This window comes from Pseudomonas neustonica (genome assembly GCF_003797945.1).
Classification (GTDB): domain Bacteria; phylum Pseudomonadota; class Gammaproteobacteria; order Pseudomonadales; family Pseudomonadaceae; genus Halopseudomonas; species Halopseudomonas neustonica.
Map to the genome: position 1 here is coordinate 37669 of NZ_RKKU01000003.1, position 26489 is coordinate 64157.

Genomic DNA, 26489 nt, shown 5'->3' on the forward strand with positions numbered 1-26489 from the left:
TTTCGGTCAAGGGTACTCGTGCGCTGACGGCCGATCAACCGGATGAGGCCTTTGTATACCAAAGTCTACATTGCCAAATTTGACATGAGGTTGCCGCTTTCATACTCTGAGTCGAGTTTTTTGTAAATTGGTATTACCAATTAGCGCGGGTTCCGCTAAAAAACAAGTATAGGAGCGCTTCATGTCATCCGGATTACTGGCCCTATTGGCCTTCACCCCTATTTTGCTGGCCAGTATTTTGCTGGTCGGGTTGCGCTGGCCAGCCCGGCGCGCCATGCCCCTGGTGTATTTGGTCAGTGCGTTGATTGCGCTCTACGGCTGGGATATGAGTTTCAACCGAGTAATGGCCTCAACCCTCCAGGGGCTGATTGTTACCCTGGGGCTTTTGTGGATCATCTTTGGCGCCATCCTGCTGCTCAATACGCTTAAACACTCCGGTGGCATCGCCGTGATTCGGGCCGGTTTTACCACCATCAGCCCTGATCCGCGGATTCAGGCGATCATCATTGCCTGGTTGTTTGGTTGCTTTATCGAAGGGGCGTCCGGTTTCGGTACTACGGCCGCTATCGCTGCGCCGCTGCTGGTCGCTATTGGCTTCCCGGCCATGGCTGCGGTGCTGATGGGCATGTTGGTGCAAAGCACGCCGGTGTCCTTTGGTGCGGTGGGTACACCGATTGTGGTGGGCATTACCACCGGGCTGGATACTGCTGCTATCAGCCAGCAGCTAACGGCTAATGGCTCCAGCTGGGAGGCCTACCTGCAGCTGATCACCAGTCAGGTCGCCATTATCCATGCCATCGTGGGCACTATCATGCCGCTGATCATGGTCATCATGCTGGTGCGTTTCTTCGGCCGTGAGAAGAGCTGGCGTGCGGTGTTTGAAGTGCTGCCTTTTGCCCTCTTTGCAGGTCTGGCGATGACCATTCCCTATGTGCTCACCGGTATCTGGCTAGGCCCAGAGTTTCCGTCATTGGTTGGTGGTCTGGTCGGACTGGCAGTGGTCACGACGGCTGCGCGTGCAGGCTTTTTGGTACCCAAAAATGTCTGGTCGTTTGCTGATCGCAAGGATTGGCCTGCCGAGTGGATAGGCACCATTGAAATGAAGCTCGATGAGCTGACTGCGCGCCCCATGGGCAGCTTTCGGGCATGGCTACCCTACCTGCTGGTTGGCGTGATTCTGGTGATCAGTCGTGTGTTCCCCGAGGTCACCGCACTGTTCAAATCGATCTCGTTTGGTGCCAGCGATTTGCTCGGTGAAGTGGGCATTAGCGCAGCCGTGCAGCCACTCTATTTGCCGGGCGGTATTCTGGTGATGGTCGTGCTGATGACCTTCTTCTTGCACCGTATGCAGCTGCGTGACCTGGGCAATGCGGCCAAGGAGTCGGGTGGTGTATTACTGAGTGCCGGTTTTGTGCTGCTGTTTACTGTGCCTATGGTACGTATCCTGATCAATTCCGGCGTTAACGCAGCCGATCTGCCGAGCATGCCCATTGTCATGGCGCGCTATGTAGCAGACAGCGTGGGCGGTATCTATCCGCTGTTTGCGCCCGCTATCGGTGCGCTGGGCGCGTTCCTTGCTGGCTCCAATACGGTGTCCAACATGATGTTCAGCCAGTTTCAGTTCGGCGTTGCCAGCAATCTGGGGCTATCGACTGCCCTGGTGGTCGCAGGCCAGGCCATCGGCGCCGCAGCGGGTAACATGATTGCGATTCACAACGTGGTAGCCGCATCGGCTACTGTCGGCCTGCTGGGGCGCGAAGGTACTACCCTGCGCCGCACCATCTGGCCAACGCTTTACTATGTGCTGGCTACGGGCCTGATCGCGCTGTTTGCGGTTTATGTGCTCAACGTCAGCGATCCGCTGCTGGCCAGCTGAAGCCAGGTTTGAACGCGCCCCGGCCGTGACCGGGGCGTTTGCCGTATAAGTGAACACGGGACACCCACATGATCATCTCTGCCTCTACCGATTACCGCGCTGCTGCCAAGCGCCGTTTGCCACCTTTCCTGTTCCATTACATTGACGGCGGTGCCTACGCTGAACATACGCTCAAGCGCAATGTGGCGGATCTGGCGGATATTGCCCTGCGTCAGCGGGTGCTGAACAACATGTCCGAGTTGAGCCTGGAGACGCAATTGTTTAGCGAGACGCTGGCCATGCCGGTCGCGTTGTCACCGGTTGGCTTGACGGGTATGTATGCGCGCCGGGGCGAGGTGCAGGCAGCGCGCGCTGCGGACGCCAAAGGTATTCCGTTTACCCTGTCTACGGTATCGGTCTGTCCGATTGAAGAGGTCGCCCCGGCCATTAAGCGGCCCATGTGGTTCCAGCTCTATGTGTTGAAAGACCGTGGCTTTATGAAGAACGCCCTGGAGCGCGCGAAGGCGGCCGGGGTGACCACGCTGGTATTTACCGTGGATATGCCGGTGCCCGGTGCGCGCTACCGTGATGCACATTCCGGCATGAGTGGCCCGAATGCCGCTATGCGTCGGATGCTGCAGGCCGCAACACATCCGCGTTGGGCGCTGGATGTCGGCTTGCTGGGCAAGCCGCACGACCTGGGCAACATTTCTGCGTATCGCGGCAACCCGACCGGGCTGGAAGACTATATCGGCTGGCTGGGTAACAATTTTGATCCCTCTATTTCCTGGAAGGACCTAGAGTGGATTCGCGAGTTCTGGGATGGCCCCATGGTAATCAAGGGTATTCTGGATGCGGCTGATGCGCGTGATGCGGTGAACTTTGGTGCTGATGGCATTGTGGTCTCCAATCACGGCGGTCGTCAGCTCGATGGCGTGCTATCAAGTGCGCGCGCCTTGCCGCCCATCGCCGATGCGGTGAAGGGCGAGATCAAAATTCTGGTTGATTCCGGTATTCGCACCGGGCTGGATGTGGTGCGTATGCTGGCGCTGGGGGCTGACTGCACCATGCTGGGCCGTGCCTTTATCTATGCGCTGGCGGCCGACGGTGAGGCTGGCGTCAGTAATCTTCTGGAGTTGATAGAGAAGGAAATGCGGGTTGCCATGGTGTTGACAGGGGCCAAGTCGATAGCCGACATCAGCGCCGATCTGTTGGTGCGGGAACTGCAGGAACTGACCAAGTAAACCGGAGCCACCATGAGCCTGTCTGCTGAATTTCTGTCCGGCGCGCGCCGTCTGATTCCTGCTGAGCGCCTATTTGATGATCCGCTGTCGACGATGGCCTTTGGCACTGATGCGAGTTTCTATCGGCTGGTGCCCAAGCTGGTGGTGCGGGTCGAATCGGAGAACGAAGTGGTCTGCCTGCTGCATCTGGCAGGGCGCCATCAGGTATCGGTCACCTTTCGGGCCGCCGGCACCAGTTTGTCCGGGCAAGCGATCAGTGACTCGGTGCTGATTGTGCTGGGTGACTACTGGAGTGGTCGGCAAGTGCGTAATAACGGAGCACAGATCCGGTTGCAGCCGGGTGTTATCGGCGCACAGGCGAATGCAGCATTGGCGCCTTTGGGGCGCAAGATAGGCCCTGATCCGGCCTCGATCAATGCCTGCAAGATAGGCGGCATTGTTGCCAACAACGCCAGTGGTATGTGCTGTGGTACTGCACAGAACAGCTACCAGACCCTGGCCGGTATGCGTCTGGTACTGGCCGACGGTCAGGTTGTGGATACCGAGGATGAGTCAGGTCTGTCGGCCTTTCGGCAGAGTCACGCAGAGCTGTTGGCTCAGTTGGCTGAGCTCGGTCGTGAGACGCGTGCCAATACGGCATTGGCCGAGCGGATTCGGCACAAGTATCGACTAAAAAATACCACCGGCTTGTCGCTCAACGCCTTGGTCGACTTTGATGAGCCGCTGGATATTCTGACTCACCTCATGGTCGGCTCCGAGGGTACGCTCGGTTTCATCAGCTCGGTCACCTACAACACGGTGCCAGAGTATCCGCACAAGGCCAGCGCGCTGATTGTGTTCCCGGATGTCGATACCTGCTGTCGCGCCGTTCCCATCCTCAAGCAGCAACCAGTAGCCGCGGTCGAGCTGCTGGATAGGCGCAGCTTGCGTTCGGTACAGGATCAGTCCGGCTTGCCCGAATGGGTCGCCGGGTTATCGGAGGGCGCCTGTGCCTTGCTGATTGAGTCGCGCGCGGCCAGCCAGAGCTTGTTGCACGAGCAGTTGGCACGGATTAATGAGGCGTTGGTGCCCTTTGCCGTGGAGCGGCAAGTCGACTTTACCGAGGATGCTAAGGTCTCCGGTCAGCTCTGGGCAATTCGCAAGGGTACTTTTCCGGCCGTAGGCGCAGTGCGTGCGACCGGTACAACGGTGATTATTGAGGATGTCACTTTCCCGGTCGAGCAATTGGCTGCGGGCGTCAATCGCCTGATCGAGCTGTTTGAAAAACACGGCTACGACGAGGCGATCATCTTTGGGCATGCGCTGGAAGGCAATCTCCACTTTGTCTTCACTCAAGGTTTTGACGAGCCCGCGCAGATTGCTCGTTACGAAGCCTTCATGGGTGATGTAGCGCAGCTGGTTGCGGTCGAGTTTGGCGGTTCATTGAAAGCCGAGCACGGCACGGGCCGCAACATGGCCCCCTTCGTCGAGATGGAGTGGGGCAGTGATGCCTATCAGCTGATGTGGCGAATCAAGCGACTGCTCGACCCGCAGGGAATTCTGAATCCGGATGTCGTGCTGTCCGAAGACCCAACTATCCATCTTAAAAACTTGAAGCCCCTGCCGGCAGCCAATGAAATTGTCGACAAGTGTATTGAGTGCGGCTTCTGCGAGCCGGTTTGCCCGAGTAACGGTCTGACGCTGACGCCACGCCAGCGCATCGTTATCTGGCGTGACATTCAGGCCAAGAAACGCGCGGGCGTTGATACGCGCGAGTTGGAGGAGGCCTATCAATACCAGGGCGTCGACAGCTGCGCTGCTACCGGATTGTGTGCCCAGCGTTGCCCGGTAGGCATCAATACCGGCGACCTGATCAGAGCTATCCGGGCGGATCAGGCAGATCAGGCGGGTCGGGCTGACTGGTTGGCCGGGCATTTTGCCGGCGCACTCAAGGGCGTGCGCTTTGCGCTGCGAGTCGCCGATACGGCCCATTGCTTGCTGGGCGCTCCGCGTCTGCAGCGCATGAGCCAGGCTACTCGACGTCTCAGTGGCGGACGGCTGCCGGTGTGGGACCCTTCACTGCCACAGCCGGTGCGCCTGATCCAATCCTTGCCGAAGGCCGCTAGTGCCAAGCCGCGCGTCGTCTATTTGCCAGCCTGTATCTCTCGCACCATGGGGCCGGCACGTTCGGATAGCGAGCAGGAGCCCTTGATTGACAAGACCCGCGCGCTGCTGGAAAAAGCCGGCTTCGAGGTGGTTTTCCCGGAACTGATGGACTCACTGTGTTGTGGTCAGCCCTTTGCTTCCAAAGGCTACCCCGAGCAGGCTGAGGCCAAGCGCAGTGAGCTGCTGGACGCATTACGTCTGGCCAGTCGTGACGGCGAGGATCCCATCTATTGTGATACCAGCCCCTGCACGCTTAGCTTGGTGCAGGCGAACGTTGAAGGACTGGATATTTACGATCCGGTCAGGTTCATCCGCAGCCATCTATACGACCGACTGCATTTCACGCCACAGCCCGAATCGGTGGCGGTACATGTGACTTGTAGCACCCAGCATTTGGGTGAAAGTGACGGGCTATTGGAGATTGCTCGTCGCTGTAGCTCTAATGTCGTGGTGCCAGAGGGGATTCACTGTTGTGGTTTTGCCGGCGACAAGGGCTTCAACCTGCCTGAACTCAACGACCACGCGCTGCGGACCTTGAAACCGGTCGTTCAGTATTGCAGTGAAGGGGTATCCACCAGCCGTACCTGTGAGATTGGCTTGAGTAGCCACAGTGGTATTGATTATCACGGGTTGGTGTATTTGGTGGATCGGGTGACGCGGCCGATTGATGCGGCTGTCCAGACGTGGTTCAACTGAGCGCTATTTGAGCTAATGCGTTAATCAGGCCTAGTGGTGTTTCATACGCAGAACACCGAAGATCAGGCTGGTATGGGGCACGGCTAAGGTGCCGATCAACGCGATCGGCTTCTTGGTACAAGCGCCTTGCCGAGCTTGGTTACATGCCGGTACTGAGCTGCCCTGGCTAGTTCGCTCGCACGGTTGCTCTAGGTCTGCGGGCTAACGCAACCCGTTCTGGCAGCGCCACATTAAACAATCAATTGCGCGCTATACCGGTGCCTTTAGGCCAGCATTGGTGGCGTGCTTCTCTGCAGTGCATAATTCGCTTCCATTTGTGTTGCCCTGCTACGTCCCACGCGTAAAGCAACACCATCCCTTCGACTGTAAAAGCCCCTCACCATGAAGAAAACACGACTGATCTTGCTGGTCACCTGCGCACTATTGCCATTGATCGCGCTGGCGGCTTACTACGGCGCCACGCGGGTAGATCCCAACAGCCAGCACGCCGTTGGTGAGCAACTTGATGAGCTCAATGGTGTAGCGATCTACTATAACGGCGGGGTGAATACAGTGCAGGGCCGTAACCTGAGCGAAGACGGATACAACCTGGGCCTGCGTTATCAGTGTGTGGAGTTTGTAAAACGCTACTACTTCGAGCGTTATGGCCACCGCATGCCCGACTCCTATGGGCACGCCAAAGACTTCTTTGATGCCAGCCTGAGTGATGGCAACTTGAATGCCCAGCGCGCGATGCTGCAGTTTCGCAACGGCAGTCCCGAGCCACCCAAGGCAGACGATCTGCTGGTATTCGCGCCGTCGCTGCTCAACCGCTACGGTCATGTAGCGATTATTGCCAGCGTCGGCAATGTCTCTTTACAGATCGCCCAACAAAATCCCGGCCCCTTTGGCAGCTCCCGAGAAGATCTCGGGCTTAGCCGGAAAGACGGCAACTGGTATATCGATGAATCACGGGTATTGGGGTGGCTCAGAGTGGAGCCGACGACCGAACTGCCTGACTCCCAGCAAAGCCCCACCCATTAACGCAACGTGGACGTGATGAGCACGCGTCTTCAGCGAGGTGCAAGTCAACGCCACGCTCGGAGCCCTGCAAACCGGCTGCCGCTTCCTTCTGCGCCGCTCTGCCGTGAGAGCTAGGTTACTCGCGGGATTGTAGCTTAGGGGCTACATTTTCCGGTATATCCTTCTTTTTTGATCCCCGAGGGCTACAAATGAGCTCCTTGTACGATGTCTCCGAAATGCTCAAGCAGGCTCGACGCGACGCGAACCTAAGCCAGGAAGCAATAGCCAGCCGGGCGGGCGGGCGTGTCACGTTCAACAGTGGCGCGCATGGAAACATTGGCTAAAGGCGACATGAGTGTTTCTGCGTTGGTTCGTTTGCTGGAAGCGGCCGGATATGAGCTGAAGCTTATTAAGATCGGTCATCAACGTACGGTTGAAGACATCCTTGAAGAGCAACGAGCTGGGCAAAGCTAAGCCAATTAGACAGAGAGCCGAATAATTGGCATTATCAGCTCATTAAATGAGCCGAATAGATCCGCTAATCGGCTCACAGACGAGCAAGCTGATGACCGACCCAATGTGGATCTGGCAGCAACCTGACTGGCCGCGCTTCACCTGGCAAGCTGAACCGCTTGCTCCGCTGCTGCGCGCCTGTACTCAAGCGCAGGGTCGGCTGATCGGCATGCTCGGTGCTGTCGGCAATGACACAGAAGCGCAGAGCAGCCTCGATGCCATGCTGCAGAACATCATTACCTCATCTGCTATCGAAGGCGAACAGCTGAATATCGGCTCAGTTCGTTCTTCTTTGGCGAAACGCTTAGGGGTAAGCGAGGAGGGCCGCACCACTGCGCGTTCAGAAGGCTTGGCGCAATTGCTGCTCGATGCCACGCAGGCACATCAGCAGCCATTAGACCTGGAGCGGCTATACGCTTGGCACCGCTGGTTATTCCCAAACGACGACAGTCTTATGGCACGTCCGCTGCTCATTGGCGCGCTGCGTGGCGATGAGCCCATGCAGGTTGTTTCCGGGCGTCTCGACCGCCCCACCGTGCACTTTGAAGCGCCGCCACGCGCCGTGCTTGAACAACAACTGGCCGATTTTCTGGTTTGGTTCGAGAGCAGCCGTAGCGATGCCAGCCTCGACCCTTTGCTACGCGCTGGAATCGCCCATTTCTGGTTCGTAACCCTGCATCCCTTCGATGACGGTAACGGCCGCCTTACCCGTGCCATAACCGACTTGGCACTGGCCCAAGGCGAGCATCAAACCATCCGTTTTTACGCGATTTCTGCCAGCATTCTCGACGACCGAGCCGGGTATTACCGCATCCTGGAAGCCAGCCAGAAAGGCCCACTGGATATCACCGCTTGGCTGCAATGGTTTCTCGCCACGCTGCTCAACAGCCTGGAGCAAGCACTGGCGCGTATTGACCGCGTGCTGACCAAGACGCGCTTCTGGCAGACGTATCGCGGCCAAGCCTTTAGCGTTGAGCAGACTAAAGTGCTGAACCGCCTGCTCGATGGTGGCGACCGTGGTTTCGAGGCAGGCATCAGCGCGGCCCAATACCAAGCGGTAGCCAAGGTGTCTAAGGCAACGGCCACTCGCCACCTCAGCGACCTTGTAGCGAAAGGCTGCATTATTCGGCTGCCTGGCGGTGGGCGCAGCACACGCTATGAGGTAAACAGCGCAGGCAATGTTCAAACCAAAAGTGCTCCATGACGTAGCCTCATGGCTAATGGCTGCAATATTATCGTGCTATCAAACTAAATTTAGGTACTATCCAGTTAAACCGGGTTCATTAAATCAGGCCATGCAGCTCAGGCCAGTTGACTCAGAATAACGGAAGGATAGGAAATGGATTTCTCTCCCATCATCGCGCAGCTATGGGGCATGCTCGGCTGGTTTATCCCAGCGGTGCTGCTCATCAGCCTGCTCAAGACGCCGTGGTTCAAGGGCTATATCGGTGAGCTGCTGGTGCGGCTATTCGCGCATTGGCAGTTGGATAAGCGCGTATACCAGCGCTTACACAACGTCACCCTGAATACTCCAGATGGCACCACCCAGATCGACCACGTTTTCCTCTCGCCCTATGGCATCTTCGTACTGGAAACGAAGAACATGAGCGGCTGGATTTTCGGCAGCGAAAAACAAGCGCAGTGGACGCAGAAGCTTTACAAGCGCAGCTTCAAATTCCAGAACCCGCTGCGGCAGAACTACAAACACCTCAAAGCAATCGAAGCCACGCTCGGCCTTAACCCCCAGCACCTGCACTCGGTGATCACTTTTGTTGGCGGCAGCACCTTCAAAACCGAACTGCCCGCCAACGTGACCCAGGGCATCGGCTTTATCCGCTATATCAAATCATTCCAGCAACGTGTGTTCAGCGAGTCGGAGGTCGCCGCCATGCTCAAAGCTCTGCAAACCGGCCGCCGCGCACCGACCCTCGCCACTCACCGCGAGCATGTGCAAAACCTAAAACGTCGAAGTGATCCGACCGCCGAGCGGCAATGCCCGAAGTGTGGCAGTGCGTTGTTGATTCGCACTGTGAAATCAGGGGCGAAGGCTGGGCAGCAGTTTTGGGGGTGTTCGGCGTTTCCTAAGTGCCGAACTATGCAAAGTTTATAGTCTCGGTCAAACCATCAACCCTGTGCTTTGACTCGCAACGTCGGCCCAGTTTATTGAGCGATTTTTCGCTACTGGTCCAGAGCGCGCCGAGTGGCTCCGCGTTGCATCCCCCCTCAATCCTCCCACCGCTCATCCCGCCGGGTAATACACGCAGCCAACAACCCCTCCAGCGACGTCTGCAATTCCTGCATAAATACGTTGCTGTCGTCACCCGGCAGTAACGCCTCACCAATGGCGACGTCGCAGTTAAAGGGCACTACCATGGAGCCGCCCTTGGGTAGTGCGCGGCCGAGGCCGTGCATGGCGATGGGGACTACTTTTGTGCCGGGGTGGCTGCGGGCGAGGTGGTAGATGCCTTTGCGCAGTGGCTGCAGTTTCTCTGCTTCGCCGCGGCTGCCTTCGGGGAAGAGCAGCAGTATCTCGTCGTTGGCGAGCGCCTGTTGGCACAGATCAAATACCTTTTCCTTGTCTACCTGCCCCTCTCGGTCGAGCGGGATGATGCCGATCACGTTGAGCGACAGCCAGCTGGTAAAGCGGTTGCGCAGAAAGTAATCGGCGGCGGCAACCGGACGTACGCGGTGCAGTTGGCTGAGCGGGTAGAGCGCCATCAGTACCAGGGTATCCAGGTGGCTGTTGTGGTTGGCCGCCAGGATCGCCGGGCCGCGTGCGGGCAGGCGCTGGGCCGAGTAAATGTTCAAGCCCAGCAGCAGGTACACCACCGGCTTGACCACCAGCAGAAAGAACAAGCGTTTGGGCAGGCGTTGGAAAAAGGTCATGTGTGCCTCAGTAACTGGTGTAGATGAGGAAGTGGAAGAACAGCGGCGCGGTGTACATCAGGCTGTCGATGCGATCGAGGATGCCGCCGTGGCCGGGGATCAGCTGGCTGGTGTCCTTGATGCGCAGGTCGCGCTTGACCGCGGAAATGGTCAGGTCGCCGATAAAGCCCGCAATACCAATCAGCAAACCGGCGGCCAGGCCTTGCCAGAAACTCAAGGGAGTCAGCAAAGTGGCCAGTGCGCCGCCGAGCAGGGTGGTGGTGGCTACGCCGCCCAGAAAGCCCGCCCAGGTTTTGTTCGGGCTGATGGTTGGCACTATCTTGCGCTCGCCAAACTTCTTGCCCCAGATGTACTGCGCTACGTCGTTGAACTGAGTGAGGAACACCAGATACAGCACCAGGCCGACGCCGCCGCCGGCGGCATTTTGATCCGCTGGCAGCATGAGCAGGTAGGCGACATGGCTGATGGCGAAGACCGTGGTCATGATTGCCCACTGGTAAGACCCCACCGCACGGATAAAACCCTTGGTTTCGCCCAGCATCAGCAGGCCGAAAGGGATCAGCAGGAACAGGTAGACCGGAATAAACACGATGAACATGCCGTACCAGTCGGTGGCGATCCAGTAATACTGCAGCGGCACCATCAGGTAGAGCGCGAGGATCAGTCGGCGATCAGTGATACGCACGGGCAGGATCGAGAATATTTCACGCAGCGCAATAAAGCTCAGGACGGCGAAGAATATCAGCGAGGCCACTTGGCCGATCATCAGCGCGGTAAACACCACCGCCACCATGACCCACCAAGAGTTAATGCGCTGCTTGAGTTCCAGGTGTGCTTCCGGGCTGAGGCGCGAGCTAAGCCGCCACTGGGTGATGGAGGCCACCACCAGCATGGCCAGTACTACCAGCATGGCCCCAAGCGCGTTGGGGGTGAGGTCGAGCATAAAGGCTAGGCCGATATCCATGTCAGTTGGCTCCACGTTGTTGCAGGCGCAGGTAGGCGCCAATCAAGCGGCGCAGCGCGGTTGCTGCGCTGCCTACCACCAAAACGATAAGGCTGATCCACAGCACCATGCCCTGATAGCCCCAGAAAATCTCAAGTGCCGACAGCACCGAGGCTATTGTGATGAGTGCCATGCGCTGCTGTTTGGCCATAGGGCCCCGAAAGTCCGCTGGTAACCCGAGAGATACACCCAGCACACGGATATAAGCCGTCATTACCGCCAGCAGTGCGCCCAGCCACGCTAGCCACATGGCACTGGGGTAATCCGGCAGGGCGAAGCCGCAGGCAACAATCAGCAGCGGATCGGCAATACGGTCGGGTACGTCATTGAATAGCTCACCAGCGGGTGTTTGTTTGCCGCCTTCCATCGCCACCATGCCGTCAAACAGGTTGCACAGCAGGCGCAGCTGAATGAATAGCGCAGCGGCGATGAAGCAGATTGATCGCTCAATGGCGACTGATTGACCCGCCAGCACCAGTGCTGCGCCGCCACCGAGGGCGAAAATGACACTGAGAACCGAGATCTGGTTAGGGGTCACACTGCGTCGGCTTAGCCAGGCAGCAAAGCGGCGCATCAGCTGCTGATCACGGATTTTGAGGGGACGGCGATTACTGAGATCAGTCATTGGGTTGCTGCTCCGGGGAACGAGCGCCGGCGTCGCGCGCCAGCGAAAGGGTAAGGTACAGGCAGTATGCAAAGGCCATACAGCTGGGTGGCAGTATGGTCGTCCAGAGTGAAGGGGTGGCATTAGCGGTGTGCGCCAGCCAGAGCCCGCTGAAGCTGATGGAAACAATCAGCAGCGGTGGCAGCGCGATTCGCATTATTGGGCCGGGAAGGCGCGCGAATAGCGCCGTCGCACAGATAGCCATTAACAGCGTGATGATGGCGCTGGCGCTGCCCTGCAGTAGACCCGCAATCAAGGCATGATGCTGGCCCGCGTGCCAGTTAGCGATCAGGGCCCAGCCACCCCACAGCAGGAACGCAAAGGCGGCAGCCAGTAAGCGGCCACGTATATTGGATGGGGGTAACTCGGAGCGTCGCATATCAGTCCTTTGGTTGCGTCACGTCAGCGTCAGGGCTTGGCGTCCAGCCGAGCATGATAGCTTGTCTGACCTGCGCTTGGTGATTTGCGTAGATCAGGTTGTGACAAGCATCATATTCAGGTGCGCAGCTGTTTTCTGCTGCACCAGACTTTTACCTGGCTGTTTGTGGCTCCACCGTGCCGCAATCGTCAGCTACCCAATGCGAGACCGACGTATTCTCCATCGTTATGTCGCTGCGATCTTTGCCGTCTCTGAGCATTCCAGTGGGTGGCTTATAGCTGCCAGTACCCTGGAAAGTGGATTTGATTTCGGTGCTGGACACTATTTCAACCGCTCCATGCATGTCGCCGATAAAACCTTCAGGGTCGTTGCACTGGCCAGAAAACTGCAGACTATTGCCACTGGTTTGCTGGGTGGTGAACTCACACTCCGGCATTTGCTGATTGGCTTCGGCCAATATTGCCTCGGGTGTGGTCAAGGCGGCGGCCATCTCTGGAGTAAAACATTTGTGCTGGCTGCTCGGGTCGTCGTCGCCGAGAATGGCCATGGCGTGTGCGCGCTGATCTTTAGGCAGGCTCTTCATCATCGCTTGGCGCATTTCTTTCAGCTCTTGCAGGATGTCGCGTCCGTTGACCAGCGTGTTCTCTTCGCTCAGCCACAGCCCTGGTTTGGGGTTGGGCTGCAAGTTCGCGGCTGAACTGAGGCAGGGCAGTGCCAGCAGCAGGGCGGCCAGCAGGAGTTTGTGTGGTTGCATGGGCTATTCCTTAGCAGCATAACGGTTTGGTGGCGCACTCGGGCTGCTAGCGTACCGCATAAAAAAGGGGCCTAAGCCCCTTTTTTTACTTCACCGTGGCCCAAGCAGGGCTGGTTTCTCGCGCTGTGGCCCGCGATTGTTCGGGCGACGGCTGTTTGGTTTGCGCGCTGGCTTATCTGACGTTACCGGATCGGCGCGGTTGCCGTTCGCCTGGCGGCGACGCTCCAGTGTGACGGCGTCTTCCGGTTCCTTGATCACGTGAACCGGGCGCCTTGGCCCGCGTGGGCGATCGGTCTGTGGCTTATCGTTGCGACCCTGGCCGCGCCCTGGTCCAGCGCTCTGGCCGGCACCTTGGCCACGACCGTTACTGCCACCGCCGCCACTATTGCTGCGCTGCTGGTTACGACCGCCACCACCACCACCGGCGCCGCCGCGTGCACGTTCAGGGCGATCACTATTGAGCTCGGCTTGCGCTGGTGGCTCAAAGCCGGCAAGCGTGCCTTCGTCGATACGCTGCTTGGTCATGCGCTCAATGGCGCGCAGCAGCTTGTCTTCGTCAGGGCTAACCAGTGATACGGCTTCGCCGCTGCGGCCGGCCCGGCCAGTACGACCAATACGGTGTACGTAGTCTTCCGACACGTTGGGCAGCTCGAAGTTGATCACGTGCGGTAACTGGTCAATATCCAGACCGCGGGCTGCGATGTCAGTCGCGACCAGAATGCGTAGCTTGTTGGCTTTGAAGTCCGCCAGTGCCTTGGTACGGGCGCTTTGGCTCTTGTTGCCGTGGATGGCAGCTGACGGCAGGCCGTTTTTGTCGAGGTACTCAGCCAGGCGGTTAGCGCCATGCTTGGTGCGGGTAAAGATCAGCACCTGTTCCCAGGCGCCCTGGGTAATCAGGTGGGCAGCCAGTGCGCGCTTGTGCCCTGCGGCTACGCGGTAGACCTTCTGATTGATGCGCTCGACCGTGGAGTTCGGTGGCGTCACTTCAATACGGGCCGGGTTGTTCAGCAGCTTGTTGGCGAGATCAGTGATGTCTTTGGAGAAGGTAGCCGAGAACAGCAGCGTTTGACGCTTGCTTGGCAGCTTGGCAATGACTTTCTTGACGTCGTGTACAAAGCCCATGTCGAGCATGCGGTCGGCTTCGTCAAGAATCAGTACTTCTACTTTAGATAGATCAACAGCGCGCTGGCCAACCAGATCCAGCAGACGGCCGGGACACGCGACCAATACGTCCAGGCCGGGAGCAATGGCTTTCATCTGCGGGTTGGCGCCGACACCGCCGAATACGCAGGCGGATTTCAGCGGCAGCTCTGCTGCGTAGGCGCGAATGCTGTCGTGCACTTGGGCTGCCAGCTCGCGGGTTGGTGTTAGTACCAGAACGCGAACCTGCTTGCCGACGCGCTTGTAGTTGGCATCCGGCTGGCCGGCGGGGAAAAGGCGCTCAAGAACAGGAAGCGCAAAGCCGGCGGTCTTGCCGGTGCCGGTCTGAGCGGCAACCATAAGGTCGCGGCCTTCGAGTACGGCGGGAACTGCTTGCGCCTGAACAGGCGTAGGACTGGTATAACCGGTGGCTGCAACAGCGCGCACGAGCGCGTCGGACAGGCCCAAGGAAGCAAAGGACATTCAGATAACCCTGTGATGGCCGTTGCGAACATGCAGGTAACAACCTGATTCCTGCGAGCTGGTGTCGGGGTGACACTGCCCGCTAAGGGGTTGCTTACCTGCCGCTTGTCCGTGCGGCCTAGAATGAAGGGGGACGAGTATAACAGAAGGAGCGTGCGGGCGCATCCCGGTGAGCAATGGCTGCTTTCATGCCTTAACAGGCGTGCAGCGGCGTCAGGAGTTGAAGTCGCTCAGGTCATAGCGCTCAAGGATTTTTAGATACTCGCTGCTGTTTTTAAAGCGGTGCAAAGCGACTGCAAAGTGTTTGGCCAGCTCGGCGAGTTCTGGTCGTCGGTGAAAGGCTAGAAACAGTGGGCCGCTGCTCACGACGAGCGGATGATGGTCGATTTGCTGCTCCAGTCCGAGCTTGTTGATAATGAACTGGCCGACGTGCCTGTTCATTATCACCATGTCGACCCGCTCGCGCATCAACATCAGCAGCGAGGTTTCGTTGGATGTGGCGGGTATGCGGCTAAAGAAGTCTGCCTCCAGGAAGGCTGGGTTGCTGTATAGGTAGCCTGCCGATACGCCAATGTTTAAACCGCGTAAGTCCTCTAACCCATTGAACGGGTGCGGATGGAGCTTGTTGTAGAAAAGCACGGAATCGCTACTGGAGAGCGGCTCTGTGGGGAATAGGTATTGCTGTTGCCGCTCGGGCGTCGGCGAGATGTCCAGGATTGCATCGAAATTGCCACTGGCAGTGTCGTGCAGTGCTCTGCGCCATGGCATAAGCTGCCAATGTGTTTTATAGCCCAGTTGGCTTAGCACCCGCGTGGTGACATCGTAATCGATGCCTTTCAGCTGACCGTGCTCTTCATAGATGTAGGGCGGCCAAGACTCGCTGACTATGTTCAGCGTTGCCGCCTGGGCTTGTCCGCAGAGCAGAGCGAGTAGTAGAAGTAGGGGGAGGCATGATCTTGACGTCATCGCGCAAGTCTAGCCTGTTTTTCGCGCAGAGTAATAGCCGCTCGTTGCGAGAGATTTGCTGCTACGGAGCGTATTTGTCCAGGATTTGACGGTATTCATCGCTTTGTTTGAAGCGCTCAAGCTCGGTGTTGAAGGCGTTGCTTAGCTCAAGATTGGCCGTATTGCGGTGAAATGCCAGGTAGAGTTTGCCGCTGCCTATGGGTTGTGGGTCGAAGCCAATGTCCGCTTCCAGGCCGAGTCGCCGCAGGGTGTAAAGTCCGGCGCGCTTGTCTATCACGGCTAGATCGATGCGTTGGTTGAGTAGTTTTAGCAGGTTGGCTTCGACTGTTGGCGCTGGTTCGCGGGTGAAAAAGCGGGCAGCGATGAACGCGGGGTTGCCATAGGTGTAGGCAGGCGCTACGCCGACAGTAAGACCCGTCAGGCTGTGCAGGTTGGCGTAGGGGTGAGGGTGTTTGCGGGCATAAAAGAGCACCGAGACATTGTTTGATAAATGCTCAGAGGGAAATATCAGATAATCGCGCCTTTCTCTGGTGGCGAGTATGTCCAGGATGGCGTCGGCGCGTCCGCTTCTGACGCTGAGTATCGCGCGCTTCCAGGGCATTAGCTCCCAATCGGCGCTGTACCCCATGCGTCGAAAGACCGCTTGCACTATCTCATAGTCTACGCCCTGCAGCTCCCCATCCTGCTCAAAAATGTAGGGCACCCAGGGTTCGCTGACAACCTTCAGGTTGGCTGCCAGCGACAGGCCGGGTATGAGAAGCAATGACAGTAATAGGCGACGGTATAGCATCGCTCTATTGTAGCTGCTGATTAGCCAGTCTGCAGGTTGCGCAGGATGTCTAGACTGGGTTCTGCCTGGTTGAGTGTATAGAAGTGCAGGCCGGGTGCTCCGCCTTCGAGCAGACGTTCGCACATCTGACTGATCACTTCGGTACCGAACGAGCTAATACTCTGGCTGTCGTCACCATAGGACTCCAACTGCTTGCGAATCCAGCGCGGAATTTCGGCGCCACAGGCGTCAGAGAAACGCGCCAGCTTGCTGTAGTTGGTGATGGGCATGATGCCGGGCACGATAGGGACTTCAACACCCGCCTTGCGCGCACGCTCAACAAAGTGAAAGTAGCAGTCAGCGTTGAAGAAGTACTGGGTAATGGCGCTATCAGCCCCCGCCTGTACCTTGCGTACAAAATTCTTGAGATCGGCCTCGAAGTGCGGCGCCTGGGGGTGTGCTTCCGGGTAGGCTGCAACCTCGATGGTGAAGTGATCCCCGGTTTCCTGGCGAATGAATTCGACCAGCTCGTTGGCGTAGCGCAATTCACCCGATGCCTGGCCCATGCCGGAGGGCAGGTCGCCGCGCAGGGCGACGATGCGTTTGATACCTGCTTCGCGGTATTCGCCAAGTAGAGTACGCAAGTCTTCCAGTGAGTCGCCAACGCAGGACAGATGCGGCGCAGTAGCAACCTTTACTTCGCTATCGAGTTGCAATACGGTTTTACGCGTGCGATCGCGGGTTGAGCCGCCAGCGCCGTAGGTGACCGAGAAAAACTCGGGTTTTTCTGCGGCCAGCGCGTGGCCAGCAGCAATCAGCTTCGCATGACCGGCGTCGGTCTTGGTCGGGAAAAACTCGAAGCTGATTGGTTTGTTGATAATGGTTTGGTTCATTCGGGTACTGCCCTTTGTCTTACAGGGAGGTTTTTAGCTTCAAGCTTCAAGCCGCAAGCTTCAAGCGTAAAGGCAATGTGTGCCGGTAAGTTTTACGTTATTGCCGCCAGCGAGAGCTTGACTGGCAAAACGTAAAACCCACCCTGATTTAGCTTGCAGCTTGCAGCTTGCAGCTTGCAGCTTGCAGCTTGCAGCTTGCAGCTAATCAGTAACGGTAGCTGTCCGGCTTGAACGGGCCTTCGACGGTGACTCCGATGTAATCGGCCTGGGTCTGGGTCAGCTTGGTAATAACACCACCAAAGCCTTTGACCATCTCCAGTGCGACTTCTTCGTCCAGCTGCTTGGGCAGCACTTCAACACGCAGGTGAGCGGCTTTGTCCGCGTCACTGAGGTTGGCGAAGCCCTGCTTGAACAGGTGGATTTGCGCCAGTACCTGGTTGGCGAAAGAGCCATCCATGATGCGGCTGGGGTGACCGGTTGCGTTACCCAGGTTAACCAGACGACCCTCGGCCAGCAGGATCAGGTAGTCATCGTTGGCGGCATCGAAGTTGTCTTTGCCAGTACGATGCAGCTTGTGTACCTGTGGCTTGACCTCTTCCCAGTGCCAGTTTGCGCGGGTAAAGGCCGTGTCGATTTCGTTGTCGAAGTGACCAATGTTGCAGACCACAGCGCGTTTTTTCAGTGCCTTGAGCATGTTGGCGTCACAGACGTTAACGTTGCCGGTGGTGGTGACCAGCAGATCAATCTTGCCCAGCAGGGCGCGGTCGATACTGCCTTCGCTACCGTCGTTCAGACCGTTGATGTAGGGCGAGGCCAGCTCAAAGCCGTCCATGCAAGCCTGCATGGCGCAGATCGGATCGACTTCGGAAACCTTGACGATCATGCCTTCCTGACGCAGGGACTGAGCGGAGCCTTTGCCGACGTCACCGTAGCCGATTACCAGCGCCTGCTTGCCAGACAGCAAGTGGTCGGTGGCGCGCTTGATGGCGTCGTTCAGGCTGTGACGGCAGCCATACTTGTTGTCGTTCTTGCTCTTGGTGACCGAGTCATTGACGTTGATCGCCGGTACTTTCAAGGTGCCTTTTTTCAGCATGTCGAGCAGACGGTGAACACCGGTGGTGGTCTCTTCGGTGACGCCGTGGATCTTGTCCAGCATAGCGGGATATTTGTTATGCAGGATTTCGGTCAGGTCGCCACCGTCGTCCAGCACCATGTTGGCTTCCCACGGCTGGCCATCCTTGAGGATAGTCTGCTCGATACACCATTCATATTCGGCATCAGTCTCACCCTTCCAGGCGAATACGGGCACACCGGCAGCAGCGATGGCTGCAGCGGCCTGATCCTGGGTAGAGAAAATGTTGCAGCTGGACCAGCGTACTTCGGCGCCCAGTGCGACCAGGGTTTCGATCAGTACGGCAGTCTGAATAGTCATGTGAATGCAGCCAAGAATCTTGGCGTTTTTCAGTGGTTGTTCGTCGGCATACTTGCGACGCATGGCCATCAGCGCCGGCATTTCTGATTCGGCAATGATGATTTCACGGCGGCCCCAATCGGCCAGGGAAATGTCAGCGACTTTAAAGTCGGTAAAATCGGCAGTGTTCATAACAGCACTCATGTGGTTTCTCCATTCGTTAATTCGAATGGGCGCGGTTAAATGTCACATGCCCCGTGCGAGCCTGGCAGCCCCTGAAATGGCTGCTGCAGCGCCCCTCGCAGAGGGTCGAATTCTTCCGTAAGGCTAGCTCAGTGAGCGTATAGCCTTGGCCGGAACTGATCGAGGGAGGATAATGTCGCCCCTCATTTAGCTGTCTGGATGAAACATGATCGCTGTTCCATACCGAAAACTTGTTGTAGTCGCGCTCTTGGGCGCGGCATTGGTCGGCTGTAATAACGAAGCTGACCCTAATTCACCTGAAGGCAAGCGCCAGGCGCTGTTCAAATTGATGATCAAGCAGAGCGAGCCTATGGGCGGCATGCTGTCTGATCGTTTGCCCTTTGCTGGCCCGGCCTTTGCCGAGCATGCAAAACAACTGGCCGAACTGGCTGACCAGCCCTGGGCTTATTTCCCCAAGCCTGGCGAAGAGCCTGAGCCCAATCGCGCCAAGGCGGATATCTGGTCCGACCCTGAGGGTTTTGAGCTGGCCATCAACAACTTTAAATCGAGTGTTGCTGACCTTACCGCTGCTACCCAAGGCGGCGTCCGTGGCCCAGGGCAGGTTTCAGATCAGCTGCGTGCGGTGCAGCAGGCCTGCAAAGCGTGCCATGACGATTATCGGCGCTGAGCGGCGGTAATCGTCAGCGGCAAGCTTCAAGCGTCAGCGCGAAGGTCGGCCGCCTTATCTGTCTTCTCCCATGGGAAGGCAGTAAAGGTGTCGCCTTTGACTGTCATCTCTACCGGCGTGCGACCAAAGTGGCCGTAAGCTGCGGTGGCACGATACATCGGGTGTAGCAGGTCGAGCATGCGGGTAATGGCATGCGGACGCAGGTCGAAGTGATCACGAATCAATTTGATGATCTTGTCGTCGCTGATCTTGCCAGTACCGAACGTATTGATGGATACCGAGGTCGGCTGTGCTACGCCGATGGCGTAGGACACCTGAATCTCGCACTTGTCGGCCAGGCCGGCGGCAACGATGTTTTTGGCGACATAGCGGCCGGCATAGGCGGCGCTGCGGTCAACCTTGGACGGGTCTTTGCCAGAGAAGGCGCCGCCGCCGTGACGGGCCATGCCGCCGTAGGTATCAACGATGATCTTGCGACCGGTCAGGCCGCAGTCGCCTACCGGACCGCCAATCACGAACTTGCCGGTCGGGTTGATGTGGTACTGGGTGTCTGCGTGCAGTAGCTCAGCCGGGAGTACCTTCTTGACGATCTCTTCCATCACGGCTTCGCGCAAATCAGCCTGGCTGATTTCGGGGTTGTGCTGGGTGGACAGCACGATAGCGTCGATGCCGGTAACAATGCCGTTTTCATAGCGGCAGGTCACCTGTGATTTGGCATCCGGACGCAGCCAGTCGAGCGTGCCGTTCTTGCGCGCTTCAGCCTGGCGTTCGACCAGGCGATGGGCAAAGGTAATAGGCGCGGGCATCAGCACATCGGTTTCGTTACTGGCGTAGCCAAACATCAGGCCCTGGTCACCGGCGCCCTGGTCTTCCGGCTTCTGCCGATCAACGCCCTGGGCAATATCGGGTGACTGCTTGCCGATGATATTGATGACGCCGCAGGTATCAGCGTCGTAGCCGACGTCGGAAGAGGTGTAGCCGATGTCCTTGATGACGCTGCGAACCAGGTCTTCCAGGTCGACCCAGGCGGTAGTAGTGATTTCACCGCCAACGATGGCGACACCGGTTTTCACCATGGTTTCGCACGCCACGCGGGCGAACTTGTCCTCAGCGAGAATGGCATCCAGTACGGCATCGGAGATCTGGTCGGCCAGCTTATCGGGATGACCCTCGGAAACCGACTCAGAGGTGAAAATCGAGTAGTCGCTCATGCGTGTATCCTTTCCTCGGAAGGGGATGGTTCGGGTTTGGCCAGTTGCAACAGCTGTAATTGAAAGCCGTTGCGTAGGCCAATGTATTGGCTGAGGCCGGAGATGAGTCCGGCGTCCTGTGCCCAGCGGGCAATATCGTCCTGATCGAAGCCCAGCCAGAGATCGCCGCAGCTATCGCGCACCCAGCTTTGATCGTGGCTGCAGAGTTCGGTCAATACCAGGCTGCCGCCTGGTTTGAGTAAATCAGCAAAACGTTTCAGTGCTTCAGCCGGAGCGGGCATGTGGTGCAACACCATATTGCACACCAGGCAGTCAGCTAAGGGTAGCTGTTGTGGTGCTAACGCATCGGTCAGGAAGAACGCCACATTGCTTAATCCTGCATCGCTGCAGTGCTGGCGTGCGCGTTCCAGCATGGACTCGGCATTATCCAGTGCAATGACCTGCGCAAATTTTGCAGCCAGGCTAGGCAGAAAACCGCCCTCGCCAGGACCTACCTCAATCGCCACTGCCCGCGCTGGTAACGCCAGGGTATCGATCAATGCCAGCAGTGGCTCGCGATACAGGCCAAAGTGCGCAATCAGATCCTGCTGCGCCGGTGTGCCATCGGCAAAGCGAGCAAAGAACTGACGCGACAACTCTGCGCGCTGGCTATGGACCAGGCCAATCGACGCCTGCAGCGGCGGCTCAAGGGGCAGGGCATCCAGTTCGATGAGCAGCTGTGCATGTAGTTGATGCCAGCTGATGTCGGCTGCAGGCAGGCTGCGGCGATAAAAAATTGAGTTGCCCTCGCGGCGCGTGCTGACCAGTCCCGCGTTGGCCAGCACCTTGAGGTGGTGGCTCATGCCGGATTGGCGCATGGCAAAGATCTGCGCTAGCTCGAGCACGCCGAAGGAGTCGTTACGCAGGACGCGCAAAATATCCAGCCGCAAGGCGTCGCCGATGGCCTTGCAGAAAGCAGCCAGCGCGTCGGTTGGGTTGGGTAAGGCGGCATCGATGTGCGCGATTTGGTTCATGCGAAGCAGTGTAGTTCTGATGCTGGGTGCCTGCAAGCGCTATATCAAAATGTTTTGATATAGGTATTGATCGCCATTCGTCTGCCTGTTCTGGCCTTTGCACAGCGGTTTACGGGGTTTTCATTGCCCGCTGGCGTCGTTTGCGCGAAAATGCCCGCCTCATTTTATGGCCAGCCGCTTATTGCGGTTGCTTGCCTAAGCCTTGTCAGCCTCAGGAGTTTTCCATGCCCAGCCGTCGTGACCGAGCCAATGCCATTCGAGCCCTCAGTATGGATGCTGTGCAGAAAGCCAATAGCGGCCATCCCGGAGCGCCCATGGGCATGGCGGATATCGCCGAAGTTCTGTGGCGTGACTTCCTCAAGCACAACCCCGCCAATCCCAAGTTTGCCGACCGTGACCGCTTTGTGCTGTCCAACGGTCATGGCTCGATGCTGATTTACTCGTTGCTGCACCTGACTGGCTATGACGTCAGCATCGACGACATCAAAAGCTTTCGCCAACTGCACAGTAAAACACCGGGGCATCCGGAATATGGCTATACGCCTGGCGTTGAAACCACTACCGGCCCGCTGGGTCAGGGGTTGGCGAACGCGGTGGGTATGGCTATTGCAGAGAAGGTGCTTGCTGCGCAGTTCAACCGCGATGGTCACAAAGTAGTCGATCACCATACCTATGTATTTATGGGTGACGGCTGCCTGATGGAGGGGATCTCGCACGAAGTCAGCTCGCTGGCAGGGACCCTGGGCTTGGGCAAGCTGGTTGCTTTCTACGATGACAACGGTATTTCGATCGATGGTGAAGTAGAAGGCTGGTTCACCGACGATACGCCCAAGCGCTTTGAGGCATACGGTTGGCAGGTGATTCGCAATGTTGACGGTCACGATGCCGACGAAATCAAGACCGCCATCGAAACCGCGCGCAAAAACACCGACCAGCCGACGCTGATCTGCTGCAAGACCATCATTGGGTTCGGCTCACCAAACAAGCAGGGCAAGGAAGACTGCCATGGTGCCGCCCTGGGTGACGCCGAGATCGTGGCGACCCGAGAGGCGCTGAACTGGCCGCACGCTGCTTTCGACATTCCGGCCGATATCAAGGCGGAGTGGGATGCCCACGAGGCTGGCGCCAAGGCCGAGGCGGCCTGGAATGACCGCTTTGCTGCTTATCAGAACGCTTACCCCGAGTTGGCCGCAGAGTTGTTGCGCCGTATGGCCGGTGAGTTGCCAGCCAACTTCAGTGAGCAGGCTGCAGCCTATGTCGCGGACGTTGCCAACAAGGGCGAAACCATTGCCAGCCGTAAAGCCAGTCAGAACAGCTTGAACGCCTTTGGCCCGATGTTGCCTGAGCTGCTCGGCGGCTCGGCTGACTTGGCCGGTTCCAACCTGACCCTGTGGAAAGACTGCAAGGGTGTTAGTGCCGATGATGCCTCTGGCAATTATCTGTTCTACGGTGTGCGCGAGTTCGGTATGAGCGCCATCATGAATGGTATCGCCCTGCACGGCGGTTTTGTGCCCTACGGCGCGACCTTCCTGATCTTTATGGAGTACGCACGCAATGCCGTGCGCATGTCGGCGCTGATGCGTCAGCGGGTGATTTATGTATTCACCCACGACTCTATTGGTCTGGGCGAGGACGGCCCTACGCACCAGCCGATCGAGCAACTGGCCAGCCTGCGTACCACGCCGAACCTGGATACCTGGCGTCCGGCCGATGCGGTCGAGTCTGCGGTTGCCTGGAAGTACGCAATTGAGCGTGCCGACGGTCCCAGTGCCCTGGTGTTCTCACGGCAGAATTTGCAGCATCAGGAGCGGGACGCGGCTCAGTTGGCCGATGTTGCCCGTGGTGGCTATGTACTCAAGGACTGTCATGGTGAGCCCGAGCTGATCCTGATCGCCACCGGTTCCGAAGTCGGTCTCGCGGTTCAGGCTTGGGAATCACTGACAGAGCAGGGCAAGAACGTGCGCGTCGTATCCATGCCGTCTACCAGTGTGTTTGATCAGCAGGACGCCGAGTACAAGCAGGCCGTACTGCCGTTGGAAGTCGGTGCGCGCATTGCCATCGAAGCGGCCCACGCTGACTTCTGGTACAAGTACGTTGGTCTGGATGGTCGTGTTATCGGCATGCAGACGTTCGGTGAGTCTGGCCCAGCCAACGCGCTGTTCGAAGAGTTTGGATTTACTCTGCAGAACGTGCTGCTGGCGGCTGAAGAGTTGTTGGAAGATTAGAGCCTGAAGCTCGAAGTTGTCAGCTGGAAGTTAAAACCATCCGCAGCTTACTGCGGAGTTAGGGGTTGCTTCCAGCTTCCAGCTTCTGGCTTTCAGCTGACTGGAGTCGCTGAATGTCTGCTCGTCCCCTTTATCGAATCGCCCTGAACGGTTACGGCCGCATTGGTCGCTGCGTGCTGCGTGCGTTGCATGAGCGCGGCGACGAACACCTGCAGATAGTCGCGCTGAACGATCTTGCTGATCGCGAGAGCATTGAATATTTGACGCGCTTTGATTCGACCCATGGACGTTTTCCCGGTGACGTAAAACTCGCCGGGGATGACCTGCTGATCAACGGCAGTCCGATTCGCGTGCTGCGCCAAGCCGAGCCCGAGGGCATCGACTGGCACGGACTAGGTGTCGATCTGCTGCTGGAGTGCTCGGGGCAGTACACTACGCGCGAACAGGGCCTGCGTTTTATCCATGCTGGCGTGCCAAAAGTGCTCTTCTCTCAGCCAATGGCCAACGAGCAGGCGGTGGATGCGACTCTGGTCTACGGTGTCAATCAGCATCAGTTGCCCAGCGATGCGCGCTTGGTCTCCAATGCCTCCTGCACGACCAACTGTGGTGTGCCGCTACTCAAGTTGCTGAACGAACAGCTGGGGCTGGATTATGTGTCCATCACTACTATCCATTCGGCGATGAACGATCAGCCGGTGATCGATGCTTATCACCATACCGATCTGCGTCGCACGCGCTCTGCCTTCCAGTCGATTATTCCGGTATCCACCGGCCTGGCTCGCGGCATTGAGCGTCTGCTGCCTGAGTTGGCAGGTCGTATCCAGGCCAAAGCGGTGCGCGTGCCCACCGTGAACGTCTCAGCGTTGGACATAACCCTGCAGACCACCCGCGATACCAGTGCTGCCGAGGTTAACCGGCTGCTCCGTGAGGCCGCTGAAGGGCCGCTCGCCGGGTTGTTGGATTACACCGAATTACCGCACGCCAGTTGCGATTTCAATCATGATCCCCATTCCGCGGTGATAGATGCCAGCCAGACTCGGGTGTCCGGTCCCCGGCTGGTTAATTTGCTGGTCTGGTTTGATAACGAGTGGGGCTTTGCCAATCGCATGCTGGATGTTGCGCGCTATTGGTTGCGGCGCGAAGACTGACGGCTTTTAGCGCGTTGATCTGCAAAAATTCTTAGTTAATTACAAGGAGCGGGCTATGACCGTACTCACCATGCAGGAGCTGGACCTCAAGGGCCAGCGTGTACTCATTCGTGAAGATCTCAACGTGCCGGTGAAGAACGGGCAGGTCGCGAGCGACGCACGCATTCTTGCCGCCTTGCCGACCATCAAGCTGGCGCTGGAACAGGGCGCGGCCGTGATGGTCTGCTCGCATCTGGGCCGTCCGGAAGAAGGCGTGTTCAGTGAAGAGAACAGCCTGGCGCCGGTAGCCGCTTATTTGAGCAAGGCCCTGGGCTGTGAGGTGCCGTTGGTGCGCGATTACCTGGGTGGCGTTAGCGTTGAGCCCGGCAAGGTGGTTTTGCTTGAGAACGTCCGTTTCAACAGCGGCGAAAAGAAAAATACCGATACCCTGGCGCAAGAATATGCCGCGCTCTGCGATATCTTTGTTATGGATGCCTTTGGTACCGCGCATCGCGCTCAGGGTTCGACCCATGGCGTCGCCAAGTTTGCCCGCATTGCCTGCGCCGGCCCTTTGTTGGCTGCTGAACTCGATGCGTTGGGCAAGGCATTGGATAAGCCCGCGCGGCCGATGGCCGCGATCGTTGCTGGCTCCAAGGTGTCGACCAAGCTCGACGTGCTCAACTCGTTGTCGGAGAAATGCGATCAACTGATCGTCGGTGGCGGGATCGCCAATACTTTCCTGGCCGCTGCCGGTTTGCCGGTTGGCAAGTCGCTTTATGAAGCTGACCTGGTTGAAACGGCCAAGGCGATCGCCGCCAAGGTCAGCGTGCCGCTGCCGGTCGATGTGGTGGTTGCCAAGGCTTTTGCAGAAGATGCCGAAGCCACGGTCAAGGCGGTGGCAGATGTCGCCGAAGACGACATGATTCTGGATATTGGCCCGCAGACGGCGGCGCAGTTCGCTGAATTACTCAAGTCGTCCGGTACTATTCTGTGGAATGGTCCGGTCGGCGTGTTTGAGTTCGATCAGTTTGGTGAGGGCACCAAGGCGCTGGCATTGGCTATTGCGGCGAGCCCTGCATTCTCGATTGCTGGCGGGGGTGACACCCTTGCCGCAATCGACAAGTACGGCGTGGCCGAACAGATTTCTTACATATCCACTGGCGGCGGTGCTTTCCTCGAATTTGTTGAGGGTAAGGCCTTGCCAGCGGTCGAAATACTCGAAGAGCGCGCCCGCTGAGC

Annotated in this window: 23 protein-coding genes and 1 riboswitch; of the genes, 11 read left to right on the top strand and 12 right to left on the bottom strand. The window is 57.9% G+C overall.

Going from position 1 to position 26489, the window contains the following annotated elements; translation table 11 throughout:
* Window positions 1-181: 181 nt before the first annotated feature.
* The 7 genes from EF096_RS03855 to EF096_RS03885 all read left to right on the top strand — a co-directional run bounded on the left by EF096_RS03855 (window position 182) and on the right by EF096_RS03885 (window position 9565).
* Window positions 182-1876, top strand: coding sequence for an L-lactate permease (locus EF096_RS03855; protein ID WP_123888305.1), 1695 nt, complete (start codon window positions 182-184; stop codon window positions 1874-1876).
* 68 nt (window positions 1877-1944) lie between these two features.
* The gene (lldD, locus tag EF096_RS03860; RefSeq protein WP_123888306.1) at window positions 1945-3099 is read left to right on the top strand and encodes an FMN-dependent L-lactate dehydrogenase LldD; all 1155 of its coding nucleotides are present in this window, start codon (window positions 1945-1947) and stop codon (window positions 3097-3099) included.
* A gap of 12 nt (window positions 3100-3111) precedes the next feature.
* Complete coding sequence (locus EF096_RS03865) at window positions 3112-5940, top strand: FAD-binding and (Fe-S)-binding domain-containing protein (RefSeq protein WP_123888307.1); 2829 nt, start codon at window positions 3112-3114, stop codon at window positions 5938-5940.
* 381 nt (window positions 5941-6321) lie between these two features.
* The gene (locus EF096_RS03870; RefSeq protein ID WP_123888308.1) at window positions 6322-6963 is read left to right on the top strand and encodes a CHAP domain-containing protein; all 642 of its coding nucleotides are present in this window, start codon (window positions 6322-6324) and stop codon (window positions 6961-6963) included.
* 282 nt (window positions 6964-7245) lie between these two features.
* Window positions 7246-7416 (top strand): XRE family transcriptional regulator, encoded by a 171-nt coding sequence (locus EF096_RS20535; protein WP_235869625.1) that lies wholly within the window; start codon window positions 7246-7248, stop codon window positions 7414-7416.
* A 91-nt stretch (window positions 7417-7507) separates the two neighbouring features.
* On the top strand, window positions 7508-8659 hold the full coding sequence (locus EF096_RS03880; RefSeq protein WP_123888309.1) for a Fic family protein: 1152 nt from the start codon (window positions 7508-7510) through the stop codon (window positions 8657-8659).
* Window positions 8660-8794: 135 nt separating this feature from the next.
* A complete protein-coding gene (locus EF096_RS03885; RefSeq protein ID WP_123888310.1) occupies window positions 8795-9565 on the top strand; it encodes a nuclease-related domain-containing protein in 771 nt (256 codons plus the stop codon).
* Window positions 9566-9678: 113 nt separating this feature from the next.
* Here EF096_RS03885 and EF096_RS03890 read toward each other — a convergent pair whose 3' ends face one another.
* The 10 genes from EF096_RS03890 to ahcY form a co-directional block, all read right to left on the bottom strand.
* A complete protein-coding gene (locus EF096_RS03890) occupies window positions 9679-10341 on the bottom strand; it encodes a lysophospholipid acyltransferase family protein (RefSeq protein ID WP_123888311.1) in 663 nt (220 codons plus the stop codon).
* A 7-nt stretch (window positions 10342-10348) separates the two neighbouring features.
* Window positions 10349-11305: a phosphatidate cytidylyltransferase gene (locus EF096_RS03895; protein WP_218565707.1), complete on the bottom strand. Its 957-nt coding sequence runs from the start codon at window positions 11303-11305 to the stop codon at window positions 10349-10351.
* Window position 11306: 1 nt separating this feature from the next.
* Window positions 11307-11969, bottom strand: a complete 663-nt coding sequence (locus EF096_RS03900; RefSeq protein WP_123888312.1) for a CDP-alcohol phosphatidyltransferase family protein — start codon at window positions 11967-11969, stop codon at window positions 11307-11309.
* The gene (locus EF096_RS03905) at window positions 11962-12387 is read right to left on the bottom strand and encodes a hypothetical protein (RefSeq protein WP_123888313.1); all 426 of its coding nucleotides are present in this window, start codon (window positions 12385-12387) and stop codon (window positions 11962-11964) included. Before EF096_RS03905 ends, EF096_RS03900 begins: the two co-directional genes overlap by 8 nt.
* A 151-nt stretch (window positions 12388-12538) precedes the next feature.
* The gene (locus EF096_RS03910; protein ID WP_123888314.1) at window positions 12539-13141 is read right to left on the bottom strand and encodes a DUF3617 domain-containing protein; all 603 of its coding nucleotides are present in this window, start codon (window positions 13139-13141) and stop codon (window positions 12539-12541) included.
* A 90-nt stretch (window positions 13142-13231) separates the two neighbouring features.
* Window positions 13232-14764 carry a DEAD/DEAH box helicase gene (locus EF096_RS03915; protein WP_123888315.1) on the bottom strand — a complete coding sequence of 511 codons (1533 nt, stop codon included), beginning with the start codon at window positions 14762-14764 and terminating at the stop codon, window positions 13232-13234.
* A 213-nt stretch (window positions 14765-14977) separates the two neighbouring features.
* Entirely contained in the window at window positions 14978-15730 is a 753-nt protein-coding gene (locus EF096_RS03920; protein WP_123888316.1) for a substrate-binding periplasmic protein, read from the bottom strand.
* A gap of 61 nt (window positions 15731-15791) precedes the next feature.
* Window positions 15792-16520: a substrate-binding periplasmic protein gene (locus EF096_RS03925; protein ID WP_123888317.1), complete on the bottom strand. Its 729-nt coding sequence runs from the start codon at window positions 16518-16520 to the stop codon at window positions 15792-15794.
* A gap of 20 nt (window positions 16521-16540) precedes the next feature.
* A complete protein-coding gene (gene metF / locus EF096_RS03930) occupies window positions 16541-17392 on the bottom strand; it encodes a methylenetetrahydrofolate reductase [NAD(P)H] (protein ID WP_123888318.1) in 852 nt (283 codons plus the stop codon).
* Window positions 17393-17597: 205 nt separating this feature from the next.
* Window positions 17598-19007, bottom strand: coding sequence for an adenosylhomocysteinase (gene ahcY, locus EF096_RS03935; RefSeq protein WP_123888319.1), 1410 nt, complete (start codon window positions 19005-19007; stop codon window positions 17598-17600).
* Window positions 19008-19027: 20 nt separating this feature from the next.
* Window positions 19028-19110: riboswitch (S-adenosyl-L-homocysteine riboswitch) on the bottom strand.
* A 102-nt stretch (window positions 19111-19212) separates the two neighbouring features.
* On the opposite strand from ahcY, the gene EF096_RS03940 reads away from it, so the two are divergent.
* Window positions 19213-19674: a c-type cytochrome gene (locus EF096_RS03940; protein WP_123888320.1), complete on the top strand. Its 462-nt coding sequence runs from the start codon at window positions 19213-19215 to the stop codon at window positions 19672-19674.
* Between the two features lie 26 nt (window positions 19675-19700).
* On the opposite strand, the gene metK is transcribed toward EF096_RS03940, so the two are convergent.
* Together metK and EF096_RS03950 are read right to left on the bottom strand one after the other, a co-directional pair.
* Window positions 19701-20885 carry a methionine adenosyltransferase gene (gene metK, locus EF096_RS03945; RefSeq protein WP_123888321.1) on the bottom strand — a complete coding sequence of 395 codons (1185 nt, stop codon included), beginning with the start codon at window positions 20883-20885 and terminating at the stop codon, window positions 19701-19703.
* On the bottom strand, window positions 20882-21898 hold the full coding sequence (locus EF096_RS03950) for an ArsR/SmtB family transcription factor (protein WP_123888322.1): 1017 nt from the start codon (window positions 21896-21898) through the stop codon (window positions 20882-20884). The genes metK and EF096_RS03950 overlap by 4 nt, the downstream gene beginning before the upstream one ends.
* Before the next feature lie 224 nt (window positions 21899-22122).
* On the opposite strand from EF096_RS03950, the gene tkt reads away from it, so the two are divergent.
* From tkt to EF096_RS03965, 3 genes are all read left to right on the top strand, one after another.
* A complete protein-coding gene (tkt, locus tag EF096_RS03955) occupies window positions 22123-24123 on the top strand; it encodes a transketolase (RefSeq protein WP_123888323.1) in 2001 nt (666 codons plus the stop codon).
* Window positions 24124-24236: 113 nt separating this feature from the next.
* Window positions 24237-25271, top strand: a complete 1035-nt coding sequence (gene epd / locus EF096_RS03960; RefSeq protein WP_123888324.1) for an erythrose-4-phosphate dehydrogenase — start codon at window positions 24237-24239, stop codon at window positions 25269-25271.
* Window positions 25272-25326: 55 nt separating this feature from the next.
* A complete protein-coding gene (locus EF096_RS03965; RefSeq protein ID WP_123888325.1) occupies window positions 25327-26487 on the top strand; it encodes a phosphoglycerate kinase in 1161 nt (386 codons plus the stop codon).
* The last annotated feature ends 2 nt before the right edge of the window (window positions 26488-26489 follow it).

Bases quoted from the DNA above. Each gene is read 5' to 3' on its own strand.
- epd (WP_123888324.1), top strand. From the start codon at position 24,237: ATGTCTGCTCGTCCCCTTTATCGAATCGCCCTGAACGGTTACGGCCGC.
- EF096_RS03965 (WP_123888325.1), top strand. From the start codon at position 25,327: ATGACCGTACTCACCATGCAGGAGCTGGACCTCAAGGGCCAGCGTGTA.
- EF096_RS03895 (WP_218565707.1), bottom strand. From the start codon at position 11,305: ATGGATATCGGCCTAGCCTTTATGCTCGACCTCACCCCCAACGCGCTT.
- EF096_RS03865 (WP_123888307.1), top strand. From the start codon at position 3,112: ATGAGCCTGTCTGCTGAATTTCTGTCCGGCGCGCGCCGTCTGATTCCT.
- EF096_RS03915 (WP_123888315.1), bottom strand. From the start codon at position 14,764: ATGTCCTTTGCTTCCTTGGGCCTGTCCGACGCGCTCGTGCGCGCTGTT.
- EF096_RS03920 (WP_123888316.1), bottom strand. From the start codon at position 15,730: ATGACGTCAAGATCATGCCTCCCCCTACTTCTACTACTCGCTCTGCTC.
- EF096_RS03950 (WP_123888322.1), bottom strand. From the start codon at position 21,898: ATGAACCAAATCGCGCACATCGATGCCGCCTTACCCAACCCAACCGAC.
- EF096_RS03905 (WP_123888313.1), bottom strand. From the start codon at position 12,387: ATGCGACGCTCCGAGTTACCCCCATCCAATATACGTGGCCGCTTACTG.
- EF096_RS03925 (WP_123888317.1), bottom strand. From the start codon at position 16,520: ATGCTATACCGTCGCCTATTACTGTCATTGCTTCTCATACCCGGCCTG.
- metF (WP_123888318.1), bottom strand. From the start codon at position 17,392: ATGAACCAAACCATTATCAACAAACCAATCAGCTTCGAGTTTTTCCCG.
- EF096_RS03940 (WP_123888320.1), top strand. From the start codon at position 19,213: ATGATCGCTGTTCCATACCGAAAACTTGTTGTAGTCGCGCTCTTGGGC.
- tkt (WP_123888323.1), top strand. From the start codon at position 22,123: ATGCCCAGCCGTCGTGACCGAGCCAATGCCATTCGAGCCCTCAGTATG.
- EF096_RS03900 (WP_123888312.1), bottom strand. From the start codon at position 11,969: ATGACTGATCTCAGTAATCGCCGTCCCCTCAAAATCCGTGATCAGCAG.
- EF096_RS03870 (WP_123888308.1), top strand. From the start codon at position 6,322: ATGAAGAAAACACGACTGATCTTGCTGGTCACCTGCGCACTATTGCCA.
- EF096_RS03910 (WP_123888314.1), bottom strand. From the start codon at position 13,141: ATGCAACCACACAAACTCCTGCTGGCCGCCCTGCTGCTGGCACTGCCC.
- EF096_RS03885 (WP_123888310.1), top strand. From the start codon at position 8,795: ATGGATTTCTCTCCCATCATCGCGCAGCTATGGGGCATGCTCGGCTGG.
- EF096_RS03880 (WP_123888309.1), top strand. From the start codon at position 7,508: ATGACCGACCCAATGTGGATCTGGCAGCAACCTGACTGGCCGCGCTTC.
- EF096_RS03855 (WP_123888305.1), top strand. From the start codon at position 182: ATGTCATCCGGATTACTGGCCCTATTGGCCTTCACCCCTATTTTGCTG.
- lldD (WP_123888306.1), top strand. From the start codon at position 1,945: ATGATCATCTCTGCCTCTACCGATTACCGCGCTGCTGCCAAGCGCCGT.
- ahcY (WP_123888319.1), bottom strand. From the start codon at position 19,007: ATGAGTGCTGTTATGAACACTGCCGATTTTACCGACTTTAAAGTCGCT.
- EF096_RS03890 (WP_123888311.1), bottom strand. From the start codon at position 10,341: ATGACCTTTTTCCAACGCCTGCCCAAACGCTTGTTCTTTCTGCTGGTG.
- metK (WP_123888321.1), bottom strand. From the start codon at position 20,885: ATGAGCGACTACTCGATTTTCACCTCTGAGTCGGTTTCCGAGGGTCAT.